Annotated in this window: 20 protein-coding genes and 2 pseudogenes; 20 read left to right on the top strand and 2 right to left on the bottom strand. The window is 62.9% G+C overall.

The window, feature by feature from the left end; translation table 11 throughout:
• Positions 1 to 4: 4 nt before the first annotated feature.
• A pseudogene (locus tag C8D04_RS03490) lies at positions 5 to 595 on the top strand (DUF3363 domain-containing protein); the annotation flags it as partial.
• Positions 596 to 613: 18 nt separating this feature from the next.
• Here C8D04_RS03490 and C8D04_RS03495 read toward each other — a convergent pair.
• The gene (locus C8D04_RS03495) at positions 614 to 2,098 is read right to left on the bottom strand and encodes a PLP-dependent aminotransferase family protein (RefSeq protein WP_116003612.1); all 1,485 of its coding nucleotides are present in this window, start codon (positions 2,096 to 2,098) and stop codon (positions 614 to 616) included.
• A gap of 110 nt (positions 2,099 to 2,208) precedes the next feature.
• On the opposite strand from C8D04_RS03495, the gene C8D04_RS03500 reads away from it, so the two are divergent.
• The 3 genes and pseudogenes from C8D04_RS03500 to C8D04_RS03510 all read left to right on the top strand — a co-directional run bounded on the left by C8D04_RS03500 (position 2,209) and on the right by C8D04_RS03510 (position 4,989).
• Positions 2,209 to 3,465 (top strand): benzoate/H(+) symporter BenE family transporter, encoded by a 1,257-nt coding sequence (locus C8D04_RS03500; RefSeq protein WP_116003613.1) that lies wholly within the window; start codon positions 2,209 to 2,211, stop codon positions 3,463 to 3,465.
• Positions 3,458 to 4,273 (top strand): YggS family pyridoxal phosphate-dependent enzyme, encoded by an 816-nt coding sequence (locus tag C8D04_RS03505; RefSeq protein WP_116003614.1) that lies wholly within the window; start codon positions 3,458 to 3,460, stop codon positions 4,271 to 4,273. Before C8D04_RS03500 ends, C8D04_RS03505 begins: the two co-directional genes overlap by 8 nt.
• Positions 4,270 to 4,989, top strand: a pseudogene (locus tag C8D04_RS03510) (glutamine amidotransferase). Before C8D04_RS03505 ends, C8D04_RS03510 begins: the two are co-directional and overlap by 4 nt.
• Positions 4,990 to 5,165: 176 nt before the next feature.
• On the opposite strand, the gene C8D04_RS03515 reads toward C8D04_RS03510, so the two are convergent.
• The gene (locus C8D04_RS03515; protein ID WP_116003615.1) at positions 5,166 to 5,513 is read right to left on the bottom strand and encodes a LysR family transcriptional regulator; all 348 of its coding nucleotides are present in this window, start codon (positions 5,511 to 5,513) and stop codon (positions 5,166 to 5,168) included.
• Positions 5,514 to 5,829: 316 nt separating this feature from the next.
• Between C8D04_RS03515 and C8D04_RS03520 the strand changes: the two genes are divergently transcribed.
• The 16 genes from C8D04_RS03520 to modA all read left to right on the top strand — a co-directional run bounded on the left by C8D04_RS03520 (position 5,830) and on the right by modA (position 22,202).
• Positions 5,830 to 7,866, top strand: a complete 2,037-nt coding sequence (locus tag C8D04_RS03520; RefSeq protein WP_116003616.1) for a TonB-dependent receptor — start codon at positions 5,830 to 5,832, stop codon at positions 7,864 to 7,866.
• A 22-nt stretch (positions 7,867 to 7,888) separates the two neighbouring features.
• Complete coding sequence (locus C8D04_RS03525) at positions 7,889 to 8,449, top strand: DUF2478 domain-containing protein (protein WP_233521098.1); 561 nt, start codon at positions 7,889 to 7,891, stop codon at positions 8,447 to 8,449.
• Positions 8,446 to 9,501 (top strand): iron ABC transporter substrate-binding protein, encoded by a 1,056-nt coding sequence (locus C8D04_RS03530; protein WP_116003393.1) that lies wholly within the window; start codon positions 8,446 to 8,448, stop codon positions 9,499 to 9,501. Before C8D04_RS03525 ends, C8D04_RS03530 begins: the two co-directional genes overlap by 4 nt.
• Before the next feature lie 112 nt (positions 9,502 to 9,613).
• Entirely contained in the window at positions 9,614 to 10,636 is a 1,023-nt protein-coding gene (locus C8D04_RS03535; protein ID WP_165829114.1) for an iron ABC transporter permease, read from the top strand.
• The gene (locus C8D04_RS03540; protein WP_116003617.1) at positions 10,633 to 11,436 is read left to right on the top strand and encodes an ABC transporter ATP-binding protein; all 804 of its coding nucleotides are present in this window, start codon (positions 10,633 to 10,635) and stop codon (positions 11,434 to 11,436) included. The genes C8D04_RS03535 and C8D04_RS03540 overlap by 4 nt, the downstream gene beginning before the upstream one ends.
• A gap of 7 nt (positions 11,437 to 11,443) precedes the next feature.
• On the top strand, positions 11,444 to 12,229 hold the full coding sequence (locus C8D04_RS03545; RefSeq protein WP_116003618.1) for a class I SAM-dependent methyltransferase: 786 nt from the start codon (positions 11,444 to 11,446) through the stop codon (positions 12,227 to 12,229).
• 330 nt (positions 12,230 to 12,559) lie between these two features.
• Positions 12,560 to 14,683: a TonB-dependent receptor gene (locus C8D04_RS03550; protein ID WP_158550275.1), complete on the top strand. Its 2,124-nt coding sequence runs from the start codon at positions 12,560 to 12,562 to the stop codon at positions 14,681 to 14,683.
• Between the two features lie 14 nt (positions 14,684 to 14,697).
• Positions 14,698 to 15,789: an iron ABC transporter permease gene (locus C8D04_RS03555; RefSeq protein WP_233521099.1), complete on the top strand. Its 1,092-nt coding sequence runs from the start codon at positions 14,698 to 14,700 to the stop codon at positions 15,787 to 15,789.
• Positions 15,786 to 16,544, top strand: a complete 759-nt coding sequence (locus C8D04_RS03560) for an ABC transporter ATP-binding protein (protein ID WP_158550276.1) — start codon at positions 15,786 to 15,788, stop codon at positions 16,542 to 16,544. The genes C8D04_RS03555 and C8D04_RS03560 overlap by 4 nt, the downstream gene beginning before the upstream one ends.
• 18 nt (positions 16,545 to 16,562) lie before the next feature.
• Positions 16,563 to 17,588 (top strand): ABC transporter substrate-binding protein, encoded by a 1,026-nt coding sequence (locus tag C8D04_RS03565; protein ID WP_116003622.1) that lies wholly within the window; start codon positions 16,563 to 16,565, stop codon positions 17,586 to 17,588.
• Between the two features lie 29 nt (positions 17,589 to 17,617).
• Entirely contained in the window at positions 17,618 to 18,664 is a 1,047-nt protein-coding gene (locus tag C8D04_RS03570; protein ID WP_116003623.1) for a methyltransferase dimerization domain-containing protein, read from the top strand.
• A 9-nt stretch (positions 18,665 to 18,673) separates the two neighbouring features.
• Complete coding sequence (locus tag C8D04_RS03575; RefSeq protein WP_116003624.1) at positions 18,674 to 19,540, top strand: DUF364 domain-containing protein; 867 nt, start codon at positions 18,674 to 18,676, stop codon at positions 19,538 to 19,540.
• Positions 19,540 to 20,262, top strand: coding sequence for an energy transducer TonB (locus tag C8D04_RS03580; RefSeq protein WP_199562962.1), 723 nt, complete (start codon positions 19,540 to 19,542; stop codon positions 20,260 to 20,262). Before C8D04_RS03575 ends, C8D04_RS03580 begins: the two co-directional genes overlap by 1 nt.
• Positions 20,262 to 21,029, top strand: coding sequence for a MotA/TolQ/ExbB proton channel family protein (locus C8D04_RS19095; protein WP_116003625.1), 768 nt, complete (start codon positions 20,262 to 20,264; stop codon positions 21,027 to 21,029). The genes C8D04_RS03580 and C8D04_RS19095 overlap by 1 nt, the downstream gene beginning before the upstream one ends.
• On the top strand, positions 21,029 to 21,451 hold the full coding sequence (locus C8D04_RS03590; protein WP_116003626.1) for a biopolymer transporter ExbD: 423 nt from the start codon (positions 21,029 to 21,031) through the stop codon (positions 21,449 to 21,451). The genes C8D04_RS19095 and C8D04_RS03590 overlap by 1 nt, the downstream gene beginning before the upstream one ends.
• 31 nt (positions 21,452 to 21,482) lie before the next feature.
• Positions 21,483 to 22,202: a molybdate ABC transporter substrate-binding protein gene (modA, locus tag C8D04_RS03595; RefSeq protein WP_199562963.1), complete on the top strand. Its 720-nt coding sequence runs from the start codon at positions 21,483 to 21,485 to the stop codon at positions 22,200 to 22,202.
• Positions 22,203 to 22,212 lie beyond the last annotated feature (10 nt).

A 22,212-nucleotide genomic window follows, 5' to 3' on the forward strand; every position in this document is an offset into this window, starting at 1 on the left:
GGTCACCGATCATCACCTAGTCGTCGAGTTAGGTCGGGCCGGGCCGTGATCCGTTTGAAGCCGTTGCGGGCCACATCCACTGCTCGAAGCCCCTTCACGGGGGCGGCATCGTGAAGCGCGTGACTGAGGGGCTATGGAAGATGCCGGGCGAGTTGCCCGAACAGGGCCGCCGCTACGATGTGCAGCGCCTGGGCGGCGTGGCCGTGGAGCTGAAATCGCACCTGCCCATCGAGCGGCAGGCGCGCGTGATTGGCGCCACCTGGCTGGACCAACAGTTGATCGGCGGCGGCAAAGGGGTGGGGGACTTGGGCTTTGGCTGCGAAGTCAGGGAGGCGCTGCAGCTGCGCGCCGACTTCCTGTCCGAATGGGGACTGGCCGAGCGGCGCGGCCAGCGCGTGGCGGGCATCTTCCGCCGCAGTGCCATGCTCGCCAGCAGGCGCTATGCGATGCTCGATTACAGGATGAGATGGGGCTTTGCTTGGTGCCGTGGAAGCCGGTGATCGAACAGCGACTGGGGCAGCAGATAGCTGCGATGCTGCGCGGCGACGGGGTGTCGTGGGAGATCGGGCGACAGTGTGGCCCTGGCATCGGCTAATTGACTGGACGAGTAGACTCAGCGGTCTAGCGCACGCAGTACAACCGCAAGGTTCTTCACCGCGATCTCCAGTTCCTTCGGCGCATACGCGGCAAAGCCCATGAGGAACCCGGGTCGGCAAGCGCCCGATGCATGCAATGGCGTAAGCCCCAGCAAATCGATACCGGCACGCTGCGCTGCGCCCATGACTTCCAGTTCGGAAATATCGCGAATTAGCCGACAAGGCATTTGCATGCCGCCGTCCGGCACTTCTGGCTCCACGAAGTCTGCCAGGTGCTCGCGCACGAGCTGCGCCAGGACATCGCGCCGCTCACAATAGACGGCACGCATGGTTCGCACATGCGCCCCGAAATGCCCACCCTCCATGAAACGCGCCAGGGTCAGTTGCGCAATTGGCGCGCTGTGTCCATCCAGCAAGGTGCGTGCGGCGGTCATCGGCGCCACAAGCTCAGGCGGAAGCACCATGAAGGCAATGCGCAAGCCCGGAAACATCGACTTGGTGAACGTGCCGATGTAGATCGTTCGCTGATGCGGGTCCAGCCCCTGTACGCAGGCCGTGGGTTTGCCCGCGTAATGGAACTCGCTGTCATAGTCATCCTCGATGATCCAGGCATGGTGCTGCTGGGCCCATTCGATGACGCCCAGCCTCCGGTCCAGTGCCAACGTGACTCCGGTCGGAAATTGGTGCGAAGGCGTAAGAAACACCGCCTTGCCCGGTTGTCGCACCTTGCGCAGGTGCCCCACCTGCATTCCCTCGGCATCCAGCGGGACGGGCACGCATTCCAGCCCCGCGGCGTCGAACGCCTTGCGCGCGCCGTGGTACACGGGGTCTTCAGTGAAGATGCGGTCGCCAGCGTCCAGCAGCACGGTAGCGCACAGGGTCAAGGCTTGCTGGGAACTGGTGACCACCAGCACACGCTCGGGGGTGGCATGCGCGCCGCGTTCGAGGTTGACGTAGTTGGCAATCGCGCGCCGTAGCGGTTCCATCCCTTGCGGGGGGCTGTGCAGCAGCGCTGTGGTGCCCCAGTCCTTCAATACCTGCCGCTCCAGCCGCTCCCAGGTGGCCAGTGGGAAAGTGCGCGTTTCCGGAACGCCAGGAGCGAACGGGCGAGGAGTCAGAAAGTCTCGTACCCCGCCAGCACGGTACATGGTCGCACCGCGCTGGCTCAGCTGCAGAGGTACCCGCTGTGGTCCAAGGCGCCGCGCCGTGCCACGTCCAGGCAAACGCAAAGCCCGCTCCGAAACGAAGCTGCCGCTGCCCACGCGTCGCTCGATAAAACCCTCAGCATGCAACTGGCTGTATGCCGACTCCACTGTGTCGCGTGACACGTCCAGCGACTTCGCCAGGGCGCGGGAAGCCGGCAACGGTGTGGCGACATCGAGTGCACCGTCGAGTATCAGTTGCCGAATCGCGCGTTGAATGCGCGCGTGCAAGGGCAACGCTCCATTTGCCGGATCAAGGACCCAGGCTTTTACGGATTCGAGTTGTGCATGCTTGAACAATTGGCCGGTATCGCATCAAAAAATTGGTGGGGCGCAGTATGCCATTAAAGATCTATAAATCCTTACCAGATTCAGTCCAATAGATCACTCTCAAGAGCCCGATACAAGCCATGTCATCCGCCTCGTCCTCCCCATCCTCCCGCTTGCTCGACCTCACCCATCCCATCGTCGCGGGTCTCATTTCGGTCATCGTCAACTATGGCGGGACTTTCATTTTGGTGTTCCAGGCGGCCAAGGTGGCGGGCCTGAGCCCGGAGTTGACGGCATCGTGGGTGTGGTCGATTTCGATTGGCGTGGGCGCCACGGGAATCATCCTGAGCTGGCTGACGCGCGAGCCGATCATTACCGCGTGGTCCACGCCGGCTGCAGCGTTCCTGGTGACGGCGCTGGCGACCACGCCCTATGCCGAAGCGGTGGGCGCTTATCTGATTTCAGCCGCTGCTTTTGTGGTGCTAGGCCTATCGGGATGGTTCGAGCGCCTGATCCGACTGATTCCACATGGTGTGGCGGCAGGTTTGCTCGCAGGCATCTTGCTGCAATTTGGTATCAAGGCTTTCGGCGGCATGAGCATCGATCCGTTGTTGGCCGGTTTGCTGATCGTGACCTACGTGGTGCTCAAGCGATTCAGCGCGCGCTATGCCGTCGTTGGCATTCTGGTGCTGGGGCTGCTCTTTCTGCTGATGCAGGATCGGGTGGACCTGTCGGGGTTGGCGTTGAAGCTCGCCGCGCCGGTCTTCACCATGCCGGTGTTCTCGCTCAATGCGCTGCTGGGCGTCGCACTGCCGCTGTTCGTCATCACGCTGACCGGCCAGTACATGCCGGGCATGCTGGTGCTTCGCAACGACGGGTTCAAGACCAGCGCCAATCCCATCGTGACGCTGACCGGGCTCGGCTCGCTGCTGATGGCGCCGTTCGGCTCACACGCCTTCAACGTTGCGGCCATCACGGCAGCCATCGCAACGGGCCGGGAAGCGCACGAAGATCCGTCCAAGCGCTGGATTGCAGGCATCGCCGCAGGCGTGAGCTACATCCTCGTGGGCGTGTTCGGCGTGACACTGGCCGCCGTCTTCATGGCCCTTCCGGCGACCTTCATCACGACGCTGGCGGGCCTGGCGCTGCTGGGTACCATTGGCGGTAGCCTGGCCACCGCCTTGGCCGACATGAAGACGCGAGAAGCGTCTCTGATCACCTTCCTGGCTTCGGCGGCCAACATCACATTGCTGGGCATCGGTGGCGCATTCTGGGGCCTGGTAATTGGATTGGTGGCCCATGCCGTGCTCAATGGACAACGGCCGCGCCATGGGCGACAGGCCATCGCGGCACCGACTGCCAAACCCGCGATCAACGAGGAGAGAGCAAATGCCTGAGCCATCGCACACACAGACCCGTCACAACCAGGATGGCCGCTATCCGCAGGCGGCCACGGTCGATGACTTCCGGCACAACTTGGCTGCGGTGCGCGCCCGCATGGACGCCGCCTGCTACCGTGCCGGGCGCGATCCTGCAACGGTCCGCCTGCTGCCGGTGAGCAAGACCAAATCTGAGCCCAGCCTGCGCCTGGCCTACGCGGCGGGTTGCCGCGTGCTGGGTGAAAACAAAGTGCAGGAAGCCTTCGGCAAATGGGAGGCCATGCAGGATCTGACTGATCTGCACTGGTCGGTCATCGGCCATCTGCAGACCAACAAGGCCAGGCTGGTGGCGCGCTTCGCCAGTGAGTTCCAGGCACTGGACAGTCTGCGCGTGGCCGAGGCGCTGGAGCGACGCCTGCAGGCTGAGGGCCGCGCGCTGGATGTGTTCGTGCAGGTCAACACCTCGGGCGAGATCAGCAAGTACGGGCTGTCGCCCGAGGACGTTCCGGCCTTCCTGCGCGCGCTGCCCGCTTTCCCGGCACTGCGCGTGCGAGGGCTGATGACGCTCGCGCTGTTTTCTTCCGATGCTGAGCGGGTGCGCCAGTGCTTCATTCTGCTGCGCACTTTGCGCGACCAGTTGCGCCAGAGTGCGCCCGCCAGCATCGCCTTGGAGGAGCTGTCCATGGGCATGTCCGGCGATTTCGAGATCGCCATCGAGGAAGGCGCCACGGTGGTTCGTGTTGGCCAAGCCATCTTTGGCGCTCGCCCCTTGCCGGATAGCTACTATTGGCCCGGCGAGCCCAGTACCAAGGAGCCACGCCCGTGAAAACCGTCATTGCCCTGCGACATCTGCATTTTGAAGACCTGGGTACGCTCGAGCCACCTGCTGGTGGCGCGCGGTTATGCGGTGCGCTATGTAGATGCCACCACCGATGATTTGCATGCCCTTGACATGGCAGCGGCTGATCTGCTGGTGGTACTGGGTGGTCCCATAGGCGCCTTCGATGACCACATCTACCCTTTCGTCCGCGACGAACTGGCGGTAGTTCAGCAGTGGCTGGCAAGCAGGCGCCCGCTGCTGGGCATCTGCCTGGGGGCACAGCTGATTGCCCGCGCACTTGGTGCAAGTGTTGCCAGCATGGGTGTCAAGGAAATCGGCTTTGCGCCACTGACACTGACCCAGGATGGCGAGGGGTCACCATTGGCGGCGCTGTGCCAAACGCCGGTGCTGCACTGGCATGGCGATCACTTCGGCATTCCCGACGGAGCAACGAGACTGGCGGGGACACAAACCTGTGCCAATCAAGCTTTCAGCATAGGGCGAATGTGCTGGCCCTGCAATGCCATCTGGAGGCCAACCCGCGCCAAATTGAGCGCTGGCTCGTTGGTCATGCCTGCGAACTGGCGCAGGCTGGCATCGACGCGCGTGCCTTGCGCAGCGAAGCGCAAGCTCTGCAATCCGGCTTGCCGCAGGTGGCACGGGCTGTATTTACCGCGTGGCTGAACGAGGTGGAGACAGTCCCTACCAGGGAGGGCCTGTGAGCCAATTCCTATCCTCTACGGCATTTGGACCGCTATCGCTGGAGCTGGTCTCGGTACAGTAGCAGGTGAACTATGGCCGCGTGAGCAACAACGCCACGGCTCCTACCTTGAGTCGACGGGCCTGTCGGTGGCGGCGATGCCGACCGTCGTACTAGCGGCATGCAGCACTCCCTACCCTACGGCGCAAGGAGCCGGTTGAGTGCGGCGATATCCGCAGACGCTGCTGCGCGCGCAGCAGCCTCCATGGCCCGGTAATGCTTGATGAGTCGGATGCCGGTGGATGACAGGCCGGCACCGCCGCCGTGGGCACCCCCTTTTGCTGTGTTGACGACGGGTTCAATCAATGCGCTGTTCATTTCAGACACTAGCTGCCAGGCGCGCCGGTAAGACATGTCCAATTGTCGGGCGGCGGCGGAGATGCTGCCCGTCTCGGCAATGCACTCCAGCAGTTGTACCTTGCCGGGGCCGATGGCAATGCAGTCGTCGCGGTAAATACGCACACGGAATTGGACTTTTGATTTCATGGCGATACGAGGCGGTGAGGGGTGACGCGGAGGTAATGTATCGCGACAACCACATCGATACATGCGGATGGACATCAATGTCATGAACGGAACTTTCAATCTTTTTTGATGGGTATCAGATCCGCGAGGCTTTTTTTGGATATCGTTATGTTTTCAAAAACATTTCGATGTGAAAATTTATGGCTTCTTATCCGTCATGTGATGTGCTTTTCGCAAGCATTTTTGCATGACGCCAAATGAAAAGGAATGAAAAATGAGGGGGAAAAGCGTGTTTGAAAAAAACGGATATGCCGCCACGAGAGCACACGCGAATGTGATGTCTGTCCACCATAGTGGGAGTAGGGCGTGCCATGTGGTTCGGCCTTTGGTGGTGCATATCGTTCTGGCTTTCTCCACCGCCTTGCCCGCAGTGGCCGCCGAGGGGGCCTTTGAATTGGGAACGGTGGTGGTTACGGGACGTGCAGGGGATCGTGCAGGCGATGTGTCTTCAGGGGATGAGCGCATCGTTGAAAAGCAAGAAATACAGAACACGGGGAGTGACACGGTGGGGGCGGCGGTTTCCAAGATGCCCGGTGTCAGTTTGTCCCGCAACAGCCGCAACGAGGACACGGTGTACCTGCGCGGTTTTGATGCGCGCCAGGTGCCCATGTTTGTCGATGGCGTGCCGCTCTATGTGCCCTACGACGGCTATGTGGACTTTGGGCGGTTCACCACGTTTGACCTGGCCGAGATCCGTGTGGCCACCAGTGGCGCATCGCTGCTTTATGGCCCCAACACCTTGGGCGGCGCCATCAATCTGGTCACGCGCAAGCCGGTGCGCGTTTTTGAAGGCGATGTGCGGCTGGGCGTGGGCTCGGGTTCCGAAAAAATGAGTGCGGTCAACCTCGGCACCCAGCAGGGTGCTTGGTACGCGCAGCTGGGCCTGTCGTACCTGGATGCCGACGGCTTTCCGCTGCCCAAGGGTTTCAAGGACTACAAGGCCAAGCCCACCGATACCGGCAGCCAGCGCGAAAACGCCTACCGCACCGACCAGCGCCTGTCGTTCAAAGTGGGCCTCACGCCCAATGCGACCGACGAATACGCGCTGGGCTACGTGCGCCAGGACGGCGAAAAAGGCAACCCGGTGTACACCGGCCAGTCCACCAGCGGCATCCGCTACTGGCAGTGGCCTTTCTGGGACAAGGACAGTGTGTACTTCATCAGCAGCACCCGCATCGGCCAGAACAATGTGCTCAAGGCCCGGGTGTTCCACGACACCTACAAGAACAGCATTCTTGCCTTCAGTAACGCCAGCTACGCCACGCAGCTGAACAACACCAGCTTCCCCAGCGTGTACAACGACAGCTCCACCGGCGCATCGCTGGAGCTGGCCAACTACGCGGTGGCCAACCACGAGTTGCGCCTGGCCGTGCACATCAAGGAAGACAAGCACAACGACTCCAACCCTTCGTCGCCGACCAAAAACTACCGCGACACCACCACGTCGCTGGCGGTCGAAGACAGCATCACGCTCGCCAAAAACTGGCGCTTGCGCGTGGGCCTGTCGCACGACAAGCGCGATGCCAAAGAGGTGTATGACTGGCCCACCGGCTCGACCAGCGCCACCAATGGCCTGGTCGAATTGACCCGCTTGCTCGATGACCACGGCAGCGAGGCCTATGCCATTGCCTCGCACAAAACGCGCTTTCCCACCATCAAGGACCGCTACTCTGCCCGCATGGGCGCGGCGCTGCCCAACCCCGACCTCAAACCCGAGGTGGCCAACCACCTGGAGCTGGGCATCAAAGGATCGCCCTGGACCGGTGGCAAGGGCCAGGCGGCGGTGTTCTACAGCCGCATCACCGACCTGATGCAAAACGTCTATGTGGCGGCGCCGGTGGGCACCTGTGGCGCGGGCAGCAACACCTGCGCACAGGCCCAGAACGTGGGCCGCGCGCGCCACGCGGGGCTGGAGCTGTCGCTCGACCAGGCCCTTGCGCGCCAGTGGACGCTGACCGGTGCCTACACCTATCTGGCACGCCGCAACCTCAGCGATGCGAGCGTGCAGCTCACCGACACACCGCGCCACCGCCTGTACACGGCGTTGACTTGGGCGCCCAGTGACGCCTGGGAGTTGCGCACTACGTTGGAGACCGAGCAGGGCCGCAAGGTCGCTTTTGCGGGGTCGGGCAAAACCATCTACCGCGACCTGGCTGGCTTTGGGATTGTGGGTGTGAAGGCCACCTGGAAGCCGCGCAAAGACATGGCGCTGGACTTTGGCGTGGCCAACCTGGGCGACAAATGGTATGAGCTGTCGGATGGCTTCCCGCTGCCCGGGCGCACCTGGTTTGTTCGTGGCAGCTACCGCTTTTGAAAATGTATGTAGGACCCAAGCCATGAGCATCATCCCGCCTTCGCCCCTGGCCGCCATCGTGCACCCCGACCATCTTGGCGGTGTTGATAGCTTGCTCGCCGACTTCTGCCGCAGCCTCCAGGCCCAGGGCTGGTGCGTGGGCGGGGTGGTGCAGGCCAACCGGGTGCGCCCCGGGGGCGGCAAATGGATGCTGTTGCAGGACCTGCGCACCGGGGAGGAGTTTTCCATCTCGCAAGACCTGGGCGCGCAGTCGCAATCGTGCTGCATCGACCCTGCCGGTGTGGCGCAAGCCAGCGGTGCGCTGCGCCAGGCGCTGCGCGATCGGGTTGATCTGACCGTGGCCAACCGTTTTGGCGCGCTGGAGGCGGCGGGCGGTGGTTTTGCCGCCGAGCTGCTGGCGCTGATGGCCGACGAGCGCCCGCTGCTGACGGTGGTCGGTGAAAAACATTTGCCAGCCTGGCGCCGCTTCACCGGCGGGTTGGGCGAAGAGTTGCCGCCCCGCGTTTCTGCGCTGCAAAGTTGGTTTTCCCTGGCCATCGACATGCAAAAGAGCCAAACGGCGATGGAGTGGGAGGAACGATGAAGCGACGCCTCCTTTTGCAATCGGGCCTGCCTTGGCTGGCCGCTGCCTGGTGGGGTGTGCCCGCCTGGGCAGGCCCGGCGGGCAGCACCATCGCGGCCCGTTTTGGTCAACTGCCACCGCCCGAGCGCGTGCGCCGGGTGTTTGCAGCGGGTGCGCCTGCGGGCGTGCTGCTGGCCGCTCTGGCCCCTGAAAAACTGGTGGGCTGGCCGCTGCAGTTGAGCGACGCCGCCCGCGGCCTGCTCGGCGCGCCGCTGCGCGATCTTCCGTTTGTGGGGCGCCTGGCCGGGCGGGGCAGCACAGTGCCCATGGAAACCCTGGTGCAGTTGCAGCCCCATGTGATCCTCGATTCCGGAACGGCCGACGCCACCTACATCTCGGCCGCCCAGCGCGTGACCGAGCAGACCGGCCTGCCCTGCGTGCTGGTGCACGGCCGTCTGGCCGACCACCCAGCGCAGCTGCGCGAAGTAGGGCAACTGCTGGGCGTGGCCGAACGCGGCCAACGCCTGGCCGCCTATGCCGACACGGTGTTGGCGCTGGCGGCCCAGGTGCGTGTCACCGTGCCGCCGGGTGAGCGCCCGCGCGTGTACTTTGGCCGCAGCGCCGACGGCCTGGAGACAGGGCTGGAAGGCTCCATCAACCTCGAGGTGCTCGACTTTGCCGGGGGCCGCAACGTGGCCGCTGCCGCCGGCAAGGGCTCGCTCACCCGCGTCTCGATGGAGCAGATCCTGGGCTGGGACCCTGAGGTCATCGTCACCCAAGACCCTGCCTTTGCGCGCCGTGCCTTGAGCGACCCGCTGTGGCAATCGCTCACCGCCGTGCGCAAGCGCCGCGTGCACTGCGCGCCCAGCATGCCGTTTGGCTGGCTCGATGGCCCGCCCGGCGTGAACCGGCTCATCGGCGTGCACTGGCTGGTGCAACTGCTGCACCCCGCGCACCCGGCGGTGCGTGCGCTCGAACCTTTGCCCGTGGCTGTGCAGCGCTTTTACCGCCTGTTCTACGGCGCAGATCTGTCGCAGAAAGCGGTGGCGGCCTTGCTGGAAGGTACGGCGTGAAATTGATAATAAATTGGCCTCTAGCGCTTATGTATCAAGCGCTATTAGCTATCAATTTGGTAGTCATACGCCTATGACAACCTGCGTGAAAGAGGCTCCGCAGGCGAGCGCCATGCTCTGCCCGCCAGCCCGGGCCATCTGGCTGCCCTGGGCCGTGGCAGGCGTGCTGTTGGCGGCCGTGGTGGTCGCCGCGTTTGCGCTCGGCAAGTTCCCCATGGCCCCGGCCGACCTGTTGCGCGCCGTGCTGGCGCGCATCACGGGGACGGAATCGGGCCTCTCGCCCGCCCAGGAAACCGTGGTCTGGAATATCCGCCTGCCGCGCGTTGCCGCCGGGTTGTTGGTGGGCGCGGGGCTGGCGGCGGCGGGCGCGGCTTACCAGGGCATGTTTCGCAACCCGCTGGTCTCGCCCGACATCCTGGGCGTGTCGGCCGGTGCCGGGTTGGGCGCGGTGCTGGGCATCTACCTGAGCCTGCCGCTGGCGGTGGTGCAGGCGCTGGCCTTCGTGGGCGGATTGCTCGCAGTCGGCACGGTGGTGGGCGTGGCGGGGCTGGTGCGGCGGCACGACCCGGTGCTGGTGCTGGTGCTCGCGGGCATTGCGGTGGGCGCACTGCTGGGCGCGGGCATTTCGCTCATCAAGATATTGGCCGACCCGACCACGCAACTGCCTTCCATCACCTTCTGGCTGCTGGGTGGCCTGAACGCCGTGACCACGGCCGACCTCGCGGTGACGGCGCCGGTCATGCTGGTGGGCCTGGTACCCATGGCGCTCTTGCGCTGGCGCATGAACCTGTTGAGCCTGGCCGACGAAGAAGCGCAGGCGCTGGGCATCTCCGTCGTGCGCCTGCGTCTGCTGCTGGTGGCGGCTGCCACTTTGAGCACGGCGGCGGCGGTGTCGCTGACCGGCATCATCGGCTGGATTGGCCTGGTGGTTCCCCATGTGGCGCGGCTGTTGGTGGGGCCCAACTTTGCGCGTCTGCTGCCAGCATCACTCTTGCTGGGCGGCGGTTTCTTGGTAGCTACCGACACACTGGCACGCACCGTCGCCAGCATCGAGCTGCCATTGGGCATCCTCACGGCGCTGGTGGGTGCACCGTTCTTTTTGTTCTTGCTGGCGCGGCCGGGGCGGGGCGAATGAGCGCCGCGCCGCAATCGACGAAAGCCACTGCGCCGGTGCTGCAAGCCTGCGCCCTCACCATCGGCCACGGCAAGCGGCGTGTGGGCAGCGACCTGGATTTTGCGATGGCGCCCGGCGAAGTGCTGTGCCTGCTCGGTCCCAATGGCAGCGGCAAAACGACACTGTTCCGCACCCTGCTCGGCCTGCTGGCGCCGCTGGCAGGCGAGGTGCTGGTGCTGGGCGAGCCCGTGTCTGCCTGGTCGCGCAACGCCTTTGCGCGCCATGTGGGCTATGTGCCGCAGGCGCATGCCGGCATCTTTCCGTACACGGTCGAAGACGTGGTGCTGATGGGCCGCGCCGCCCGCATTGGCCGTTTTGCAGCGCCCGCGCAGCAGGACCGTGAGCATGCCCTGCATTGCCTGCAAACGCTTGGCATTGTCCACCTGCGCCAGCGCATCTACACCGCCATCAGCGGCGGCGAGCGCCAACTGGTGCTGATTGCCCGCGCGCTGGCGCAAGAGCCCGTGCTGCTGGTGATGGACGAGCCCACCGCCAGCCTCGACTTTGGCAACCAGATCCGCGTGCTCGAACACATTGCCCAGCTGCGCCAGCAAGGCATGGCCGTGCTGCTCTCCACCCACCAGCCCGAACACGCGCTGCGCATTGCCGATCGCATTGCCCTGCTCGGCGGTGGCCGCCTAGTGGCCGTCGGCGCACCGATAAGCACAGCCACCCCAGAGCGCCTGGCGGCTTTGTATGGCGTGAGCGAACGCGCTGTGGCCGCGAGCTTGAACACCTCCCCACCATCACCATCCTTATGAGCCCTGTATGACTATCGAAGCTATCGACTTTGGCCGTCTCTACCGCGACCACCTGGCCACCACCCAGCGTACCCGAAAAGATGCAAGCGCTTGGGATCGCCGCGCCGCAGACATGGCAAGCAAGGCGCTGCGCAGCAGCTATGCCGACGAATTCATCGTGCGTATGGATCTGACCGGCGCGCATTCTCTGCTCGACGTGGGTTGCGGCCCTGGCACGATTGGTTTGGCGGTAGCCGGGCAGTTGCAGCGCGTGGTCGGTCTGGACTACAGCTGCGCCATGCTGGAAGCTATGCGTGCCAAAGCCGAAGAGATGAGGTTGAGCAATGTCGAAACCTTGCACCGCGCTTGGGAAGAATGCTGGAGCGACGTGCCGCAGTGCGACATCGTGGTCGCTTCACGCTCGACCACGGTGGATGACATTTCCACTGCGCTAGAGCGTCTGCACGCCAAGGCGCGCCTGCGCGTTTACCTCACGCACCTGGTCGGTGGCCATTTCACCGACCCGGCCATCCAGGCCGTCATCGGCCGCCAGGTGCCCAGCGTGCCCGACTACATCTACCTGCTGAACATCCTGCACCGCATGGGTGTCCACCCTCGGCTGGACTACATCGCGCACGAAAACCGACTCGCTGATGCGGTGGATTTTGATGACTTCGCGCGCCGGGTGGCTTGGTCGATGGGGGAGCTCGATGCTTACGAAATCTGTCGCCTGCATGCCTGGTATGAGCGCGCCACACCCAATGAACGCATGGGAAGCCCCATGCGTTGGGCGTTCATTTCGTGGGAGAAATAAGCATTCGCACGTACGGCCAATCCGAGGGCATCGGATTTGGCTCTCTACATCCTTTCGCCCGCTGGCCAGCGGCGTCTGGCGGAACTTGGGTTTACGCCGGTAGCGCTGGCAGGGGTTGAGAACGCGGCCGCTCCATCGAGGCCTCAGTAGCCGAATTCCAGAAATTTTCATTCTCAGAGGACATTGCTCATGCGTACCCCGATAGCTACTGCCATCGCCCTATTGATCTGTGGGGCGCCGACCCTTTCCATGGCAGCGGATCCGGGCAAAGCCGATAGGTCTGATGCCTTGCTCGAAGAAGTCACGGTGAGCGGTGAGGCACCCGCACCCATGGTGCTGCCGCCCGATAGCCGTGCCAATACCGCCACCACGATTGGCCGCGAGGGCATTCGGACATTGGGTGGCCCCGCACAAAGTAATCCTTGGAAGGCCCTGCAAATGGCTCCTTCGGTCAATCTGCAAAGTGCAGACTCCAATGGCCTGGGCAACAAGTTGAGCATGCGCGTGCGCGGAAAGAGTGCTTCGCATATAGGTCGCACTGTCAACGGCCTGCCCATCGCCGGGGAGCCGGGATTTGCCAGTGGCAAAGGTGGCGGCGACTTGTTCGACATGGAGAACATGAATGACATCACTCTTTTTCGGGGTGCTGTACCGGCGGGTAGTGGCCTTGGTTTTTCCAATTCGTCAGTGGTAGACATGACGCTGCGCGGGCCGGAGAAGGCGTTTGGTGTTGAGGCCTCCCAGTCTTTTGGATCAGACAAGTTCCGCCGCACTTTTGTACGGGTTGATTCAGGGCAGCTGTCTGCTCCTCTGCGTTTCTTTGTATCTGCTTCGGACATGGGAAGCGACAAATGGCGCGGCCCCGGCGATCAGAGCCGTACCAACGTTGAATTTGGAGTGCAAACGGACGTCAACGAACGCCTGGCCATCGAATTGACCGGCGTTCACCACAAGGTGGGCTGGAACGACTACCGAGCATTGAGCTACGCACAAGTGCAGGCCCCTTCCTCTTACAGGAACGTGGAGTTCAATGGAGCGCTGACAGGAAAACCTGCCACCGATGCGCTTTACTACGGCTTCAATCGCCAGGACTTCACCAACAACGCATTGCTCGGCAAAACCACCTTGCGCACGGGTGAGGATGCCAGCCTTGTGTTCAAGCCCTATTACTGGAAAGAGACTGGTTACTCGCTCTCGGGCAGCGCCAACACCCTGGGTGCTCCAGGCGTGACGTGGTGGGAGATCGTTCACGATACCTATGGGTTTGATTTGCGCCATGAATCCAAGCATGGCTGGGGTAACTTGACCGTAGGCTATTGGTACCAAAGCAGCTCGGCACCACCACCACCCACTTCCCAGCGCTTGTATCGCATCCAGCCCGATGGCAGTCTGCGCTTTGAGCAGTGGAGCACCTTGGCGAAAACCACGCGCCATATCTACAACAACCCCTATATCTCGGCGACGACACATCTTGGCAAGGCGGAGTTGACGGCGGGATTGCGGTACATGATTTACCGCGATCCATCGTTCGCGTACTACCTTGGAAAAACCGCGCCCGATGTGTCTTATGGGTCAGTTTTCGACCACAAGCCGCAGCCTGATGCAGGCATGTATTCGACCGGCCGCACGTTCCAGGAAGCACTTCCAAACCTTGGTTTTACCTATCCACTGGCCGATACAGCACTTTTACGGGGAAGCTATGGCCGCACCTACGGCCGCCAGAACTGGGGCTCAGTGGCCAGCGCTTTCACTTCTAACCGCGCTGCCTTTGATGCCGCAGGTATCCGTTTCAATGACCTCTGGTACAAGTTGCAACCAGAAATATCGGACAACTTCGATCTGGGAGCACGCTTTGATGTAGGGAGCGCCTATATCGCACCGACGTTCTTCCATACCCGCTACAAAAACAAACAGCTGAGTCTGTTTGATCCTGCCGTGGGCGTCGCCTACCACCAAAGCGTAACGCGGGCCCACGCCAACGGTCTGGAGCTGGAGGTGGGGGCTGCACCACTCAGAAACCTGGATGTGTACTTCTCGTACGCCTACAACCAGGCGGTTTATGACGACGACGCCCTCACGGGCAGCAACAAAGTAGTCAACGTCAAGGGCATGCAGATGCAGGACGCGCCCAAGCACATGGCCAAGGTGGGTGCCGTATGGCGGATAGGCCCTTGGTCGATCGCACCCTCTGTTCGGTTCACGGGCAAGCGCTTTGGCGATACCGAGGAAAAACAGGTGGTCTCCGGATACACCGTGGCCGATCTGGGCATTGACTATCAGGCCCGGAACCTTTTGGGGTTCAAGCGCCTGGACATTGGCCTGAGCATCTCTAACCTCTTTGACCGGCGCTACATCGGCCTCATAAATACGTCGGATTACGCCGTAGGGGGCCTCCCTACCTACTTGCCGGGCACTCCGCGTGCGGTGGCGCTCACGGTAAGCGGGAAGTTTTGAGTCGCGGAGAGCACATGGATCATTCCAACGCCTTGGATGCCAGGCCGCGTCTTGACGCGATGCCCGTGCCGCATATCGGTCGCCCGTCTTTCGTGTCAGTCCGCCAGCGACTGGCGCCGCTGGTATTGCTGGGGCTATGTGTTTTGGCCCTTGCTGTCTTTTCGATGGGCTTGGGTCACTACCCGCTGTCATCCCGAATGGTGTTGAAGGTGTTGTGGGCAGCGCTGTCAGGCACTGACTCTGGGCAACCGCTGATGGTGGACAACGTCGTTTTATCCGTCCGTTTGCCGCGCGTTCTTGCCGCGATGCTGGTCGGCGCGAGCCTGGCTGCGGCCGGTGCCGCCTACCAGACGCTGTTTCGCAACCCCTTGGCGTCACCCGCCATCCTGGGCGTCTCTGCAGGTGCCGGGTTTGGAGCCGCGTTGGCCATGCTGTTGCATGCGGGCGCGTTGATGGTGCAGGGCTCGGCATTCGCGGGCGGTGTGTTGGCGGTGGGCGCGGCCATGTTCATTGCGGGTCGCTTGGGTCAAGGCTCCGCGCTGGTGCTGGTATTGGCGGGGATGGTGGTCTCGGCCCTGTTCATGGCATTTACTTCGGCGCTCAAATACGTGGCCGATCCCCTGGATACTTTGCCTGCCATCGTGTTCTGGTTGATGGGTAGCCTCGGGCGGGTTACTACGACGGATCTCGCGTGGGCTGCGCCGTTTGCGCTGGCCGGCATGGCTTCGCTGTTCTTGCTGCGCTGGCCGACCCAGGTGCTGGAGGCTGGGGATGACGAGGCCCGCACCATGGGTATACCAGTACGCGCCCTGCGCGCATTGCTGATTCTGGCGGCCACGTTGATGACGGCTGCGGCGGTCAGCATCTCCGGCACGGTGGGTTGGGTAGGTTTGCTGGTGCCGCACCTGGCGCGCTTGTTGGTAGGCCCCGCCTACGCCGTTTTATTGCCGACTTCGGCGTTGATGGGGGCCGGTTACCTGTTGTTGGTAGACGACCTGTGCCGCAGCGCGTTTGCATCCGAGCTGCCTCTGGGCATTGTCACGGCGGTGCTGGGTGCGCCGGTTTTTGTTGCCGTCTTGATGCGGGCGAGGCGCCAATGGTCTTGACCGTCAAAGACTTGGCATACCGCCGTGCGCCAGGGCTACCGCCTGTGCTCGATGGGATCGATCTGCAACTGAACGCAGGGCAAATCCTGTGCCTGCTCGGTCCCAATGGCACCGGCAAGACCACCTTGCTGCGCTGCCTGATTGGAGCGCTGAAAACAGAGCGTGGAGAGGTACGCATCGACGGGCAGGCCTATACCGCCACACGCGAGATGGCCCGCAAGATGGCGTATGTGCCGCAAGCCGCAGGCGACAGTGGTCTGTCTCTGCTTGACACCGTCTTGATGGGGCGCACCCCCCATTTGCCACCCCTGGCCTTGCCGGGTCGGCACGACACACACATTGCCCACGCTGCGCTGGCGCGTGTAGGTATCCCTCACTTGGCAACCCGTCCATTCAACCGGGTCAGCGGTGGTGAGCGTCAATTGGCATTGATCGCCCGGGCACTGGCCCAACAGCCACGGCTTTTCATGATGGATGAACCGACGGCCAGCCTGGACCTGGGGAACCAGGCGCGGGTGTTGCGCACCATCCGCGACCTGGCCGCCGATGGCATGACGGTGCTGATGACCACGCACCAGCCAGAGCATGCACTGCTGCTCAATGCCCAAGTGGTGGCGATTTCCGCTGGGCGGCTGGCGGCCACCGGGCCCGCGCAAGAGGTGCTGCAGGCACACACCCTCACAGCTTTGTACGGAACGGCGGTGGATGTGCTGCAACAAGATGCACAGGCCGTGGCCTGTGTCTTGCGACTTTGATGTTTTAGGAGGCTCCAGATGATTGCCCGATTTTTTCTCATGTGCTTCTTGTGGTGCGCACCCTGGGTTTACGCCGCGCCTGTGCACACGCTGCAGGACATGGCGGGCCGTACCGTCACCGTACCGGTGCCGATCGAACATGTCGCGACCGTGGGTTCTGTCCCTGTGCTCAACAGCCTGGTGTTTGCGGTGGGCGAGGGGCGGCGCATCGTCAATGGCTTGCCCGTATTCGCACAAAAGCCCCGATGGGGCTACCAGACGGTTTTTGCTCCCCATACGGCACTGCTGCCATCCATGCAAAGCCCGGACTATGCGCCCAACCTGGAAGCACTGATGCAGGCAGCGCCCGATGTGGTGTTGACGATGGACCGCGCCACGGCGGAGACCCTCAACCGAACAGGTCTGCCGGCCTTGTACCTTGCATGGCGCAAGCCAGAGGACGTCAAAGCCGTAGTGCGCTTGCTGGGGCAATTGTTCAACAAGCCTGAGGCGGCTGCGCGCTATGCAGCGCGCTTTGACGAAATCCTGGGGCGGGTTGATGCAGTCTTGCAGAGAGAGGCGCCCAAACGGCCGCGCGTGCTGTATTTCAGTCCCGCTACGTTGCGCCAACCCCACCTGATCGCCGAATGGTGGATTCGCGCTGCCGGTGGTGACAGCGTGACAGATGACGGCCGGCAAATGGAAACACGCAGTTTCACGCTGGAGCAATTGCTGGCTTGGGATCCAGATTTCTTGATTGTTTCTGGCCGTGAAGAGGCTGCAGCCGTTTTGCAAGACCCACGTTTTGCAGGTCTCAAGGCCGTGCATTCTGGCAGCGTGCTGGTGGCCCCTTGCGGTGCACATACCTGGAGCAATCGAACTTCTGAACAGCCGCTCACCGTGTTGTGGGCCGCCTCCCATTTCCACCCGCGCATTTTTGACCACGTTTCCATCCAACAGGAGACGCAGCGCTTTTATAGCGACCTTTTCGGTATCGACCTGTCTGCGGCCCAGGTCGACGAAATCCTGGCAGGTGGGCCGCGTGGCCTGCCGGTCACCCGCTGACCGCATTCACATGAAATTGGAGCTTGAAAATGAACCAAGTACTTGAAAGAACCGAACTCGCCTCTCTGACAGCACCGCCCGCACTTGCCACGGTACGCGGCATTGTCAATGGTTTCAAGGAGTTTCAGGTTTTGCTGGCAGGCTATGGCAGCGGCTTGTTTGACTGGCTGGAAGAGAACGGTCCCGCGGATAAGGCCACCATTGGCGCCGCACTAAATCTGCGGGGAGCGCATTTGGGCGCGTTTCTACAAGCACTGGAAGATCTTGGTCTCCTGGCGCGTGAAGCAACAGCCTACACCTTGCCTGTAGGAATGAAAGAGGCTTTGACGACCAGCAGCCCATGGTGCCAAGCGGCGACGCTCGAAGCCTTGCTGGCGCCGTCCAATGGTTGGGCAGACATGCAGGCCTTCATGACGGAAGGCTGGCCACCCAAAACGTGGCAGGCACCACAGACGCTGGCATTGCATCCCTTCCTGGCCGAGGCCCAGAAACTGGCGGCCACCCTCGCATCGCGTCGCTCCGGCGGATGCAGCGGAGCCACGATGAAATCACTTCTGTGTTTTGACGGTGGTGATGGTCTGCTGGCGGCTGCGCTGTGCCAGCGATTACCCGAAGTGCGTGCAACGGTGGCCGTGGCGCCCGGTGCGCAGCAGCGCGCAGAAAAGGTGTTGCTCGAATGTGGTGTGGCTGAGCGCTGCCAGGTACTGGTGGGTACACCGCTGGATTCTGTGACCAACGAGACCTTTGACAAAGTGGTGTTGTTCCACAGCCTGTATCCGGTGCGCAAGTCCACTACCGATGCGTTGGCTGCGGCGGCTGCGCGCGTGGCGCCCGGTGGCGAGTTGTGCTGTGCACACTGGTTTTGCCTGGAGGCCTGCGAGTCTGCCCCTGGGGGATTGCGTGACCTTGACAAAGCGGTGCTCACCGACAGCCACCCCCTGTGCGGGGTCGAGAAGTTCTGCCAGCGGCTCGAAGATGCCGGTCTGGTAGACGCGGAACGCGCCGACCTTGCTGGCGACTATGGCAACACCAAGCTTCATTTCGCTCGCCGCACCGGTGGCGGGTGTGGCTGCTGAAAGTGTGCGATGCAAGACCTTGCAACCCGCAACAAACCACGAACGACCTCGCTGTTGTCTGAACTGCACGCAGCCGTGTGTGACCGCCTGGGCGATCAGGTCGAGACCCTGCTGATCGAACGCGCCGTAATGGGCATCTTCTTTACCGGGGTCAAGCTCAACAACGGCGCTGGCGGTTTATGCGCCACGCCCATCAAAAGCGTGCCCGAAGCGGTGTGCTGCCCCAGTTCTGCCATGGCCATGCCCACACCGGGCAAGATTGCCGGACGCCGTGCGGTCGACGTGCTGGAAGACCTTTACCGCACACAGGACCTGCGCCGTGCGCTCGCTATTGCAACGCTCAACGCATTGGCCGAAACGCTGTGGCTGCGCGATGGGCCGCCAGCCCACGTAGAGCTGCACACTAGCGATGCCTTCGATGCCTTGCCGCTGGCACCCGGCGATCAGGTGGCCCTGGTGGGGGCCTTTCCGCCCTATATGCGCGAGCTGCGCAAACGGGGGCAACCTTTCCATGTACTGGAGCTTGACCTCTCCACGCTCAAACCCGAAGAGTTACCGTTCTACATGCCTGCCGAGAGTGCGCCTGAGGTGATTCCCAAGGCGGATGTTTTCATCACGACAGGCACCACGCTCATCAATGGCTCCCTGGATGGCCTCTTGAAGTTGCTGCGCCCTGGGGCCGAGGCCGCCATCATTGGCCCGACGGCCACGCTGGTGACAGAGCCGTATGCGCTGCGCGGCGTCACTGTCGTCGGTGGAACACGTGTTCTCAACCCCGATGTGCTGCTCGACTTGCTGGCCGAAGGCGGGTCGGGCTACCACTTCTTTGGCAAGACGGTGGAGCGCGTCACCTTACGTTTGCGGCCGCGGGCGTGATGTTTGTTGCTGAAGAATTCATGTATGGATTGGGCCCGACTCCGGCGGTGGCCCGCCACGCCGCGCGCTGGCAGCGGCGTGCGGGTTCGTGGTTGGCGGTTGTGCTGGCGCACGGGGTGGTGGTGGCACTCGTGCTCAGCATCTCGCCGCAGGCGCGCCAGGCGCTTGACCAGGTCATTCAGGCAAGCCTGATATTGCCCCAGTCGTTGCCGGTGGCACCACCCGAGCAGCCCAAGCCACCGGCACCCCAATCGCCACCGAAGAGGCAACGTGTGCTGCCACCGCCGCGTCCCGCCCCTGTGCTTGCGGCTGTACCGCGTGCCGATGCGGCTCCGGAGTCTTTTGTGGCGGCTCCTGCGCTGGTAGAGCCGACTCCTGCTGCTGCGGTGGATCCTGGGCCGGTCATCGCCGCGCCTGCGGCTCCGCCGGCACCGTTGGTGCCACCGGTCTTCAACGCCAACTACCTTGAGAACCCAGTGCCGCAATACCCACCGGCATCGCGGCGCATGGGTGAAGAAGGCCGGGTGATGCTGCGTGTGTACGTCTCTGCAAAGGGGCGTGCTGAGCGTGTCGAGATCAAGACCTCGTCCGGCTTTGACCGGCTGGACCGCGCTGCGATGGACGCGGTGCAGGACTGGCGTTTCGTGCCGGCACGGCGCGGCGATGAAGTGGTTGCCGCCTGGGTGCTGGTGCCCGTTTCTTTTGTAATGAGGGTTTCGTAATGAATGACTCCATGCTGGGGTTTTCCCATTTTCTAGGGCAGGCCGACGTGGTCGCCCGGTTCATCCTTGGCTTCATGCTAGTGGCCTCTGTGGTCACCTGGGGACTGATCGTTGATCGCTTGATCGATAACTTTCGGATGCGCCGCCAAAGCCAGGCGTTTCTGGCCCGATTCCACCGGGCGAGAAACTTTCCAGAAGCCATCGCAGGCCTGTCTTCAGCCGCTGATGTGCCTTGCACGCGACTGGTTCATCTGGCGCTCGATTCCGTTCGCCACTACGACGCCCACGATGCCAGCCATATCGACCGGGCCGGTGGTTTGTCGGAGTTTCTGACCCGCGTCCTGCGCCAGGGCATTGAGGATGAGGCGCAGCGCATGGAACGGGGCCTGACTGTTCTGGCCTCTGTCGGATCCACGGCCCCCTTCGTCGGCCTGCTGGGCACCGTCTGGGGGATTTATCACGCCTTGCTGGCGATCGGCATCTCGGGCCAGGGCACGTTGGACAAGGTGGCTGGCCCTGTGGGCGAGGCACTCATCATGACGGCCATCGGCTTGGCCGTAGCGATTCCCGCCGTGCTGGGCTACAACGCCCTGGGGCGGCGCAACCGTGTGGCGTTGTGCCAGCTCGATGCCTTTGGCCACGACGTGCTCACCATGGTCGTGACTGGCGCACCGCTAGTGCGCAGCACGCCAGGGGCCAATTCGCTCGCGCCATATCCTTTGGTGGAGCCGGGCGCCAAGCCCCTGCATCTTGCAAAGGCCGTGTGATGGGACTCGGAACACTGGGTGCGGGCGGCGCGGGCCGTCCCACCTCTGAAATCAACATCATCCCCTTGGTGGATGTCATGCTGGTGCTGCTGGTGGTTTTCATCGTCACGGCGCCCTTGCTCACACATGCCGTCAAGCTGGAATTGCCGCAGGCCAGTAGCCGCCCCAATGTGAGCAAGGCCGAGCAAATCGAAATTGCGGTGCAAAAAGAGGGTCAATTGCATTGGAACGGCGTGCCCATCACGCTCACCGAACTGGAGCAGCGCGCGGACCAACTCGCCGCCAGAGCACCAGACACCGAAGTGCATCTGAAAGGCGATGAAGCCGTACCTTATGGCGACATGGCCCGAACCTTGTCCGCGCTCGCGCGCCATGGCCTGACGCGTGTCGGTTTCGTGACTCAAGCTGCGATGTCGCCTTGAACCACTATTTCATGAAAACCTGGAAAACCTGATGCTGTTGCGCCATCTTCTTATTGCCATGCTGGTCCTGACGTCGAGCCCCATTCGGGCTGCCGATAGCGTGCTGCTCGCTGCAGGCGCAGGCTATCGCAAACCCGTGCTGGAGCTATTGGCGAACTTCAGCAAGGTCAGTGGCGTCCGCGCGGAAGCCAGCTTCGGGAATATGAAGCAGGTCGAGACGCAGGCGCAGCAGAATCCCGACGTCGCATTCATCGTTGGTGACCGGGTGTTCATGGAGTCCATGCAACTGGCCGAGCGCTATGTGTTGCTTGGTCAGGGTCGGCTGGTTTTGGTGCTGGCGCGCGGCCAGGCCATCGGCACTATCGCTGAGCTGAAAGAGCCTCGTTTCAAGCGCATTGCGCTGCCCGACCGGACCAAGGCGGTGTATGGCAACGCTGCCGCCACCTGCCTGCAGCGCCTGGGCCTGGACCACGCGCTGGCCGACAAGCTGCTGGAAGTGGCAACGGTACCGCAGGTAAGCACCTACGTGGCCACTGGTGAGGTCGATGCGGGCTTTATCAACCTGACCGAGGCGCTGGCGCTGGACGGGCGCGCGTATGCGCGCCTGGATGTGCCGGGCAGCTGCTACGACCCCATCGAGCTGAGCGTGGGCGTGATCAAAGGGCGCAGCGGCAGCGCTGGTGCTCGCTCCTTTCTCAACTACCTGGCAACCCCCGAGGCGCGGCGCGTGCTGGAGCGCCACGGCCTGTGAGCATGGAGGC

The organism is Simplicispira sp. 125, from assembly GCF_003096555.1.
Classification (GTDB): Bacteria; Pseudomonadota; Gammaproteobacteria; order Burkholderiales; family Burkholderiaceae_C; genus Simplicispira.

What these genes read in the sequence shown, in the direction of transcription:
- C8D04_RS03500 (WP_116003613.1), top strand. Translation starts at nt 2,209, where the DNA reads ATGTCATCCGCCTCGTCCTCCCCATCCTCCCGCTTGCTCGACCTCACC.
- C8D04_RS03505 (WP_116003614.1), top strand. Translation starts at nt 3,458, where the DNA reads ATGCCTGAGCCATCGCACACACAGACCCGTCACAACCAGGATGGCCGC.
- C8D04_RS03515 (WP_116003615.1), bottom strand. Translation starts at nt 5,513, where the DNA reads ATGAAATCAAAAGTCCAATTCCGTGTGCGTATTTACCGCGACGACTGC.
- C8D04_RS03520 (WP_116003616.1), top strand. Translation starts at nt 5,830, where the DNA reads ATGTCTGTCCACCATAGTGGGAGTAGGGCGTGCCATGTGGTTCGGCCT.
- C8D04_RS03525 (WP_233521098.1), top strand. Translation starts at nt 7,889, where the DNA reads ATGAGCATCATCCCGCCTTCGCCCCTGGCCGCCATCGTGCACCCCGAC.
- C8D04_RS03530 (WP_116003393.1), top strand. Translation starts at nt 8,446, where the DNA reads ATGAAGCGACGCCTCCTTTTGCAATCGGGCCTGCCTTGGCTGGCCGCT.
- C8D04_RS03535 (WP_165829114.1), top strand. Translation starts at nt 9,614, where the DNA reads ATGCTCTGCCCGCCAGCCCGGGCCATCTGGCTGCCCTGGGCCGTGGCA.
- C8D04_RS03540 (WP_116003617.1), top strand. Translation starts at nt 10,633, where the DNA reads ATGAGCGCCGCGCCGCAATCGACGAAAGCCACTGCGCCGGTGCTGCAA.
- C8D04_RS03545 (WP_116003618.1), top strand. Translation starts at nt 11,444, where the DNA reads ATGACTATCGAAGCTATCGACTTTGGCCGTCTCTACCGCGACCACCTG.
- C8D04_RS03550 (WP_158550275.1), top strand. Translation starts at nt 12,560, where the DNA reads ATGGTGCTGCCGCCCGATAGCCGTGCCAATACCGCCACCACGATTGGC.
- C8D04_RS03555 (WP_233521099.1), top strand. Translation starts at nt 14,698, where the DNA reads ATGGATCATTCCAACGCCTTGGATGCCAGGCCGCGTCTTGACGCGATG.
- C8D04_RS03565 (WP_116003622.1), top strand. Translation starts at nt 16,563, where the DNA reads ATGATTGCCCGATTTTTTCTCATGTGCTTCTTGTGGTGCGCACCCTGG.
- C8D04_RS03570 (WP_116003623.1), top strand. Translation starts at nt 17,618, where the DNA reads ATGAACCAAGTACTTGAAAGAACCGAACTCGCCTCTCTGACAGCACCG.
- C8D04_RS03575 (WP_116003624.1), top strand. Translation starts at nt 18,674, where the DNA reads ATGCAAGACCTTGCAACCCGCAACAAACCACGAACGACCTCGCTGTTG.
- C8D04_RS03580 (WP_199562962.1), top strand. Translation starts at nt 19,540, where the DNA reads ATGTTTGTTGCTGAAGAATTCATGTATGGATTGGGCCCGACTCCGGCG.
- C8D04_RS19095 (WP_116003625.1), top strand. Translation starts at nt 20,262, where the DNA reads ATGAATGACTCCATGCTGGGGTTTTCCCATTTTCTAGGGCAGGCCGAC.
- C8D04_RS03590 (WP_116003626.1), top strand. Translation starts at nt 21,029, where the DNA reads ATGGGACTCGGAACACTGGGTGCGGGCGGCGCGGGCCGTCCCACCTCT.
- modA (WP_199562963.1), top strand. Translation starts at nt 21,483, where the DNA reads ATGCTGTTGCGCCATCTTCTTATTGCCATGCTGGTCCTGACGTCGAGC.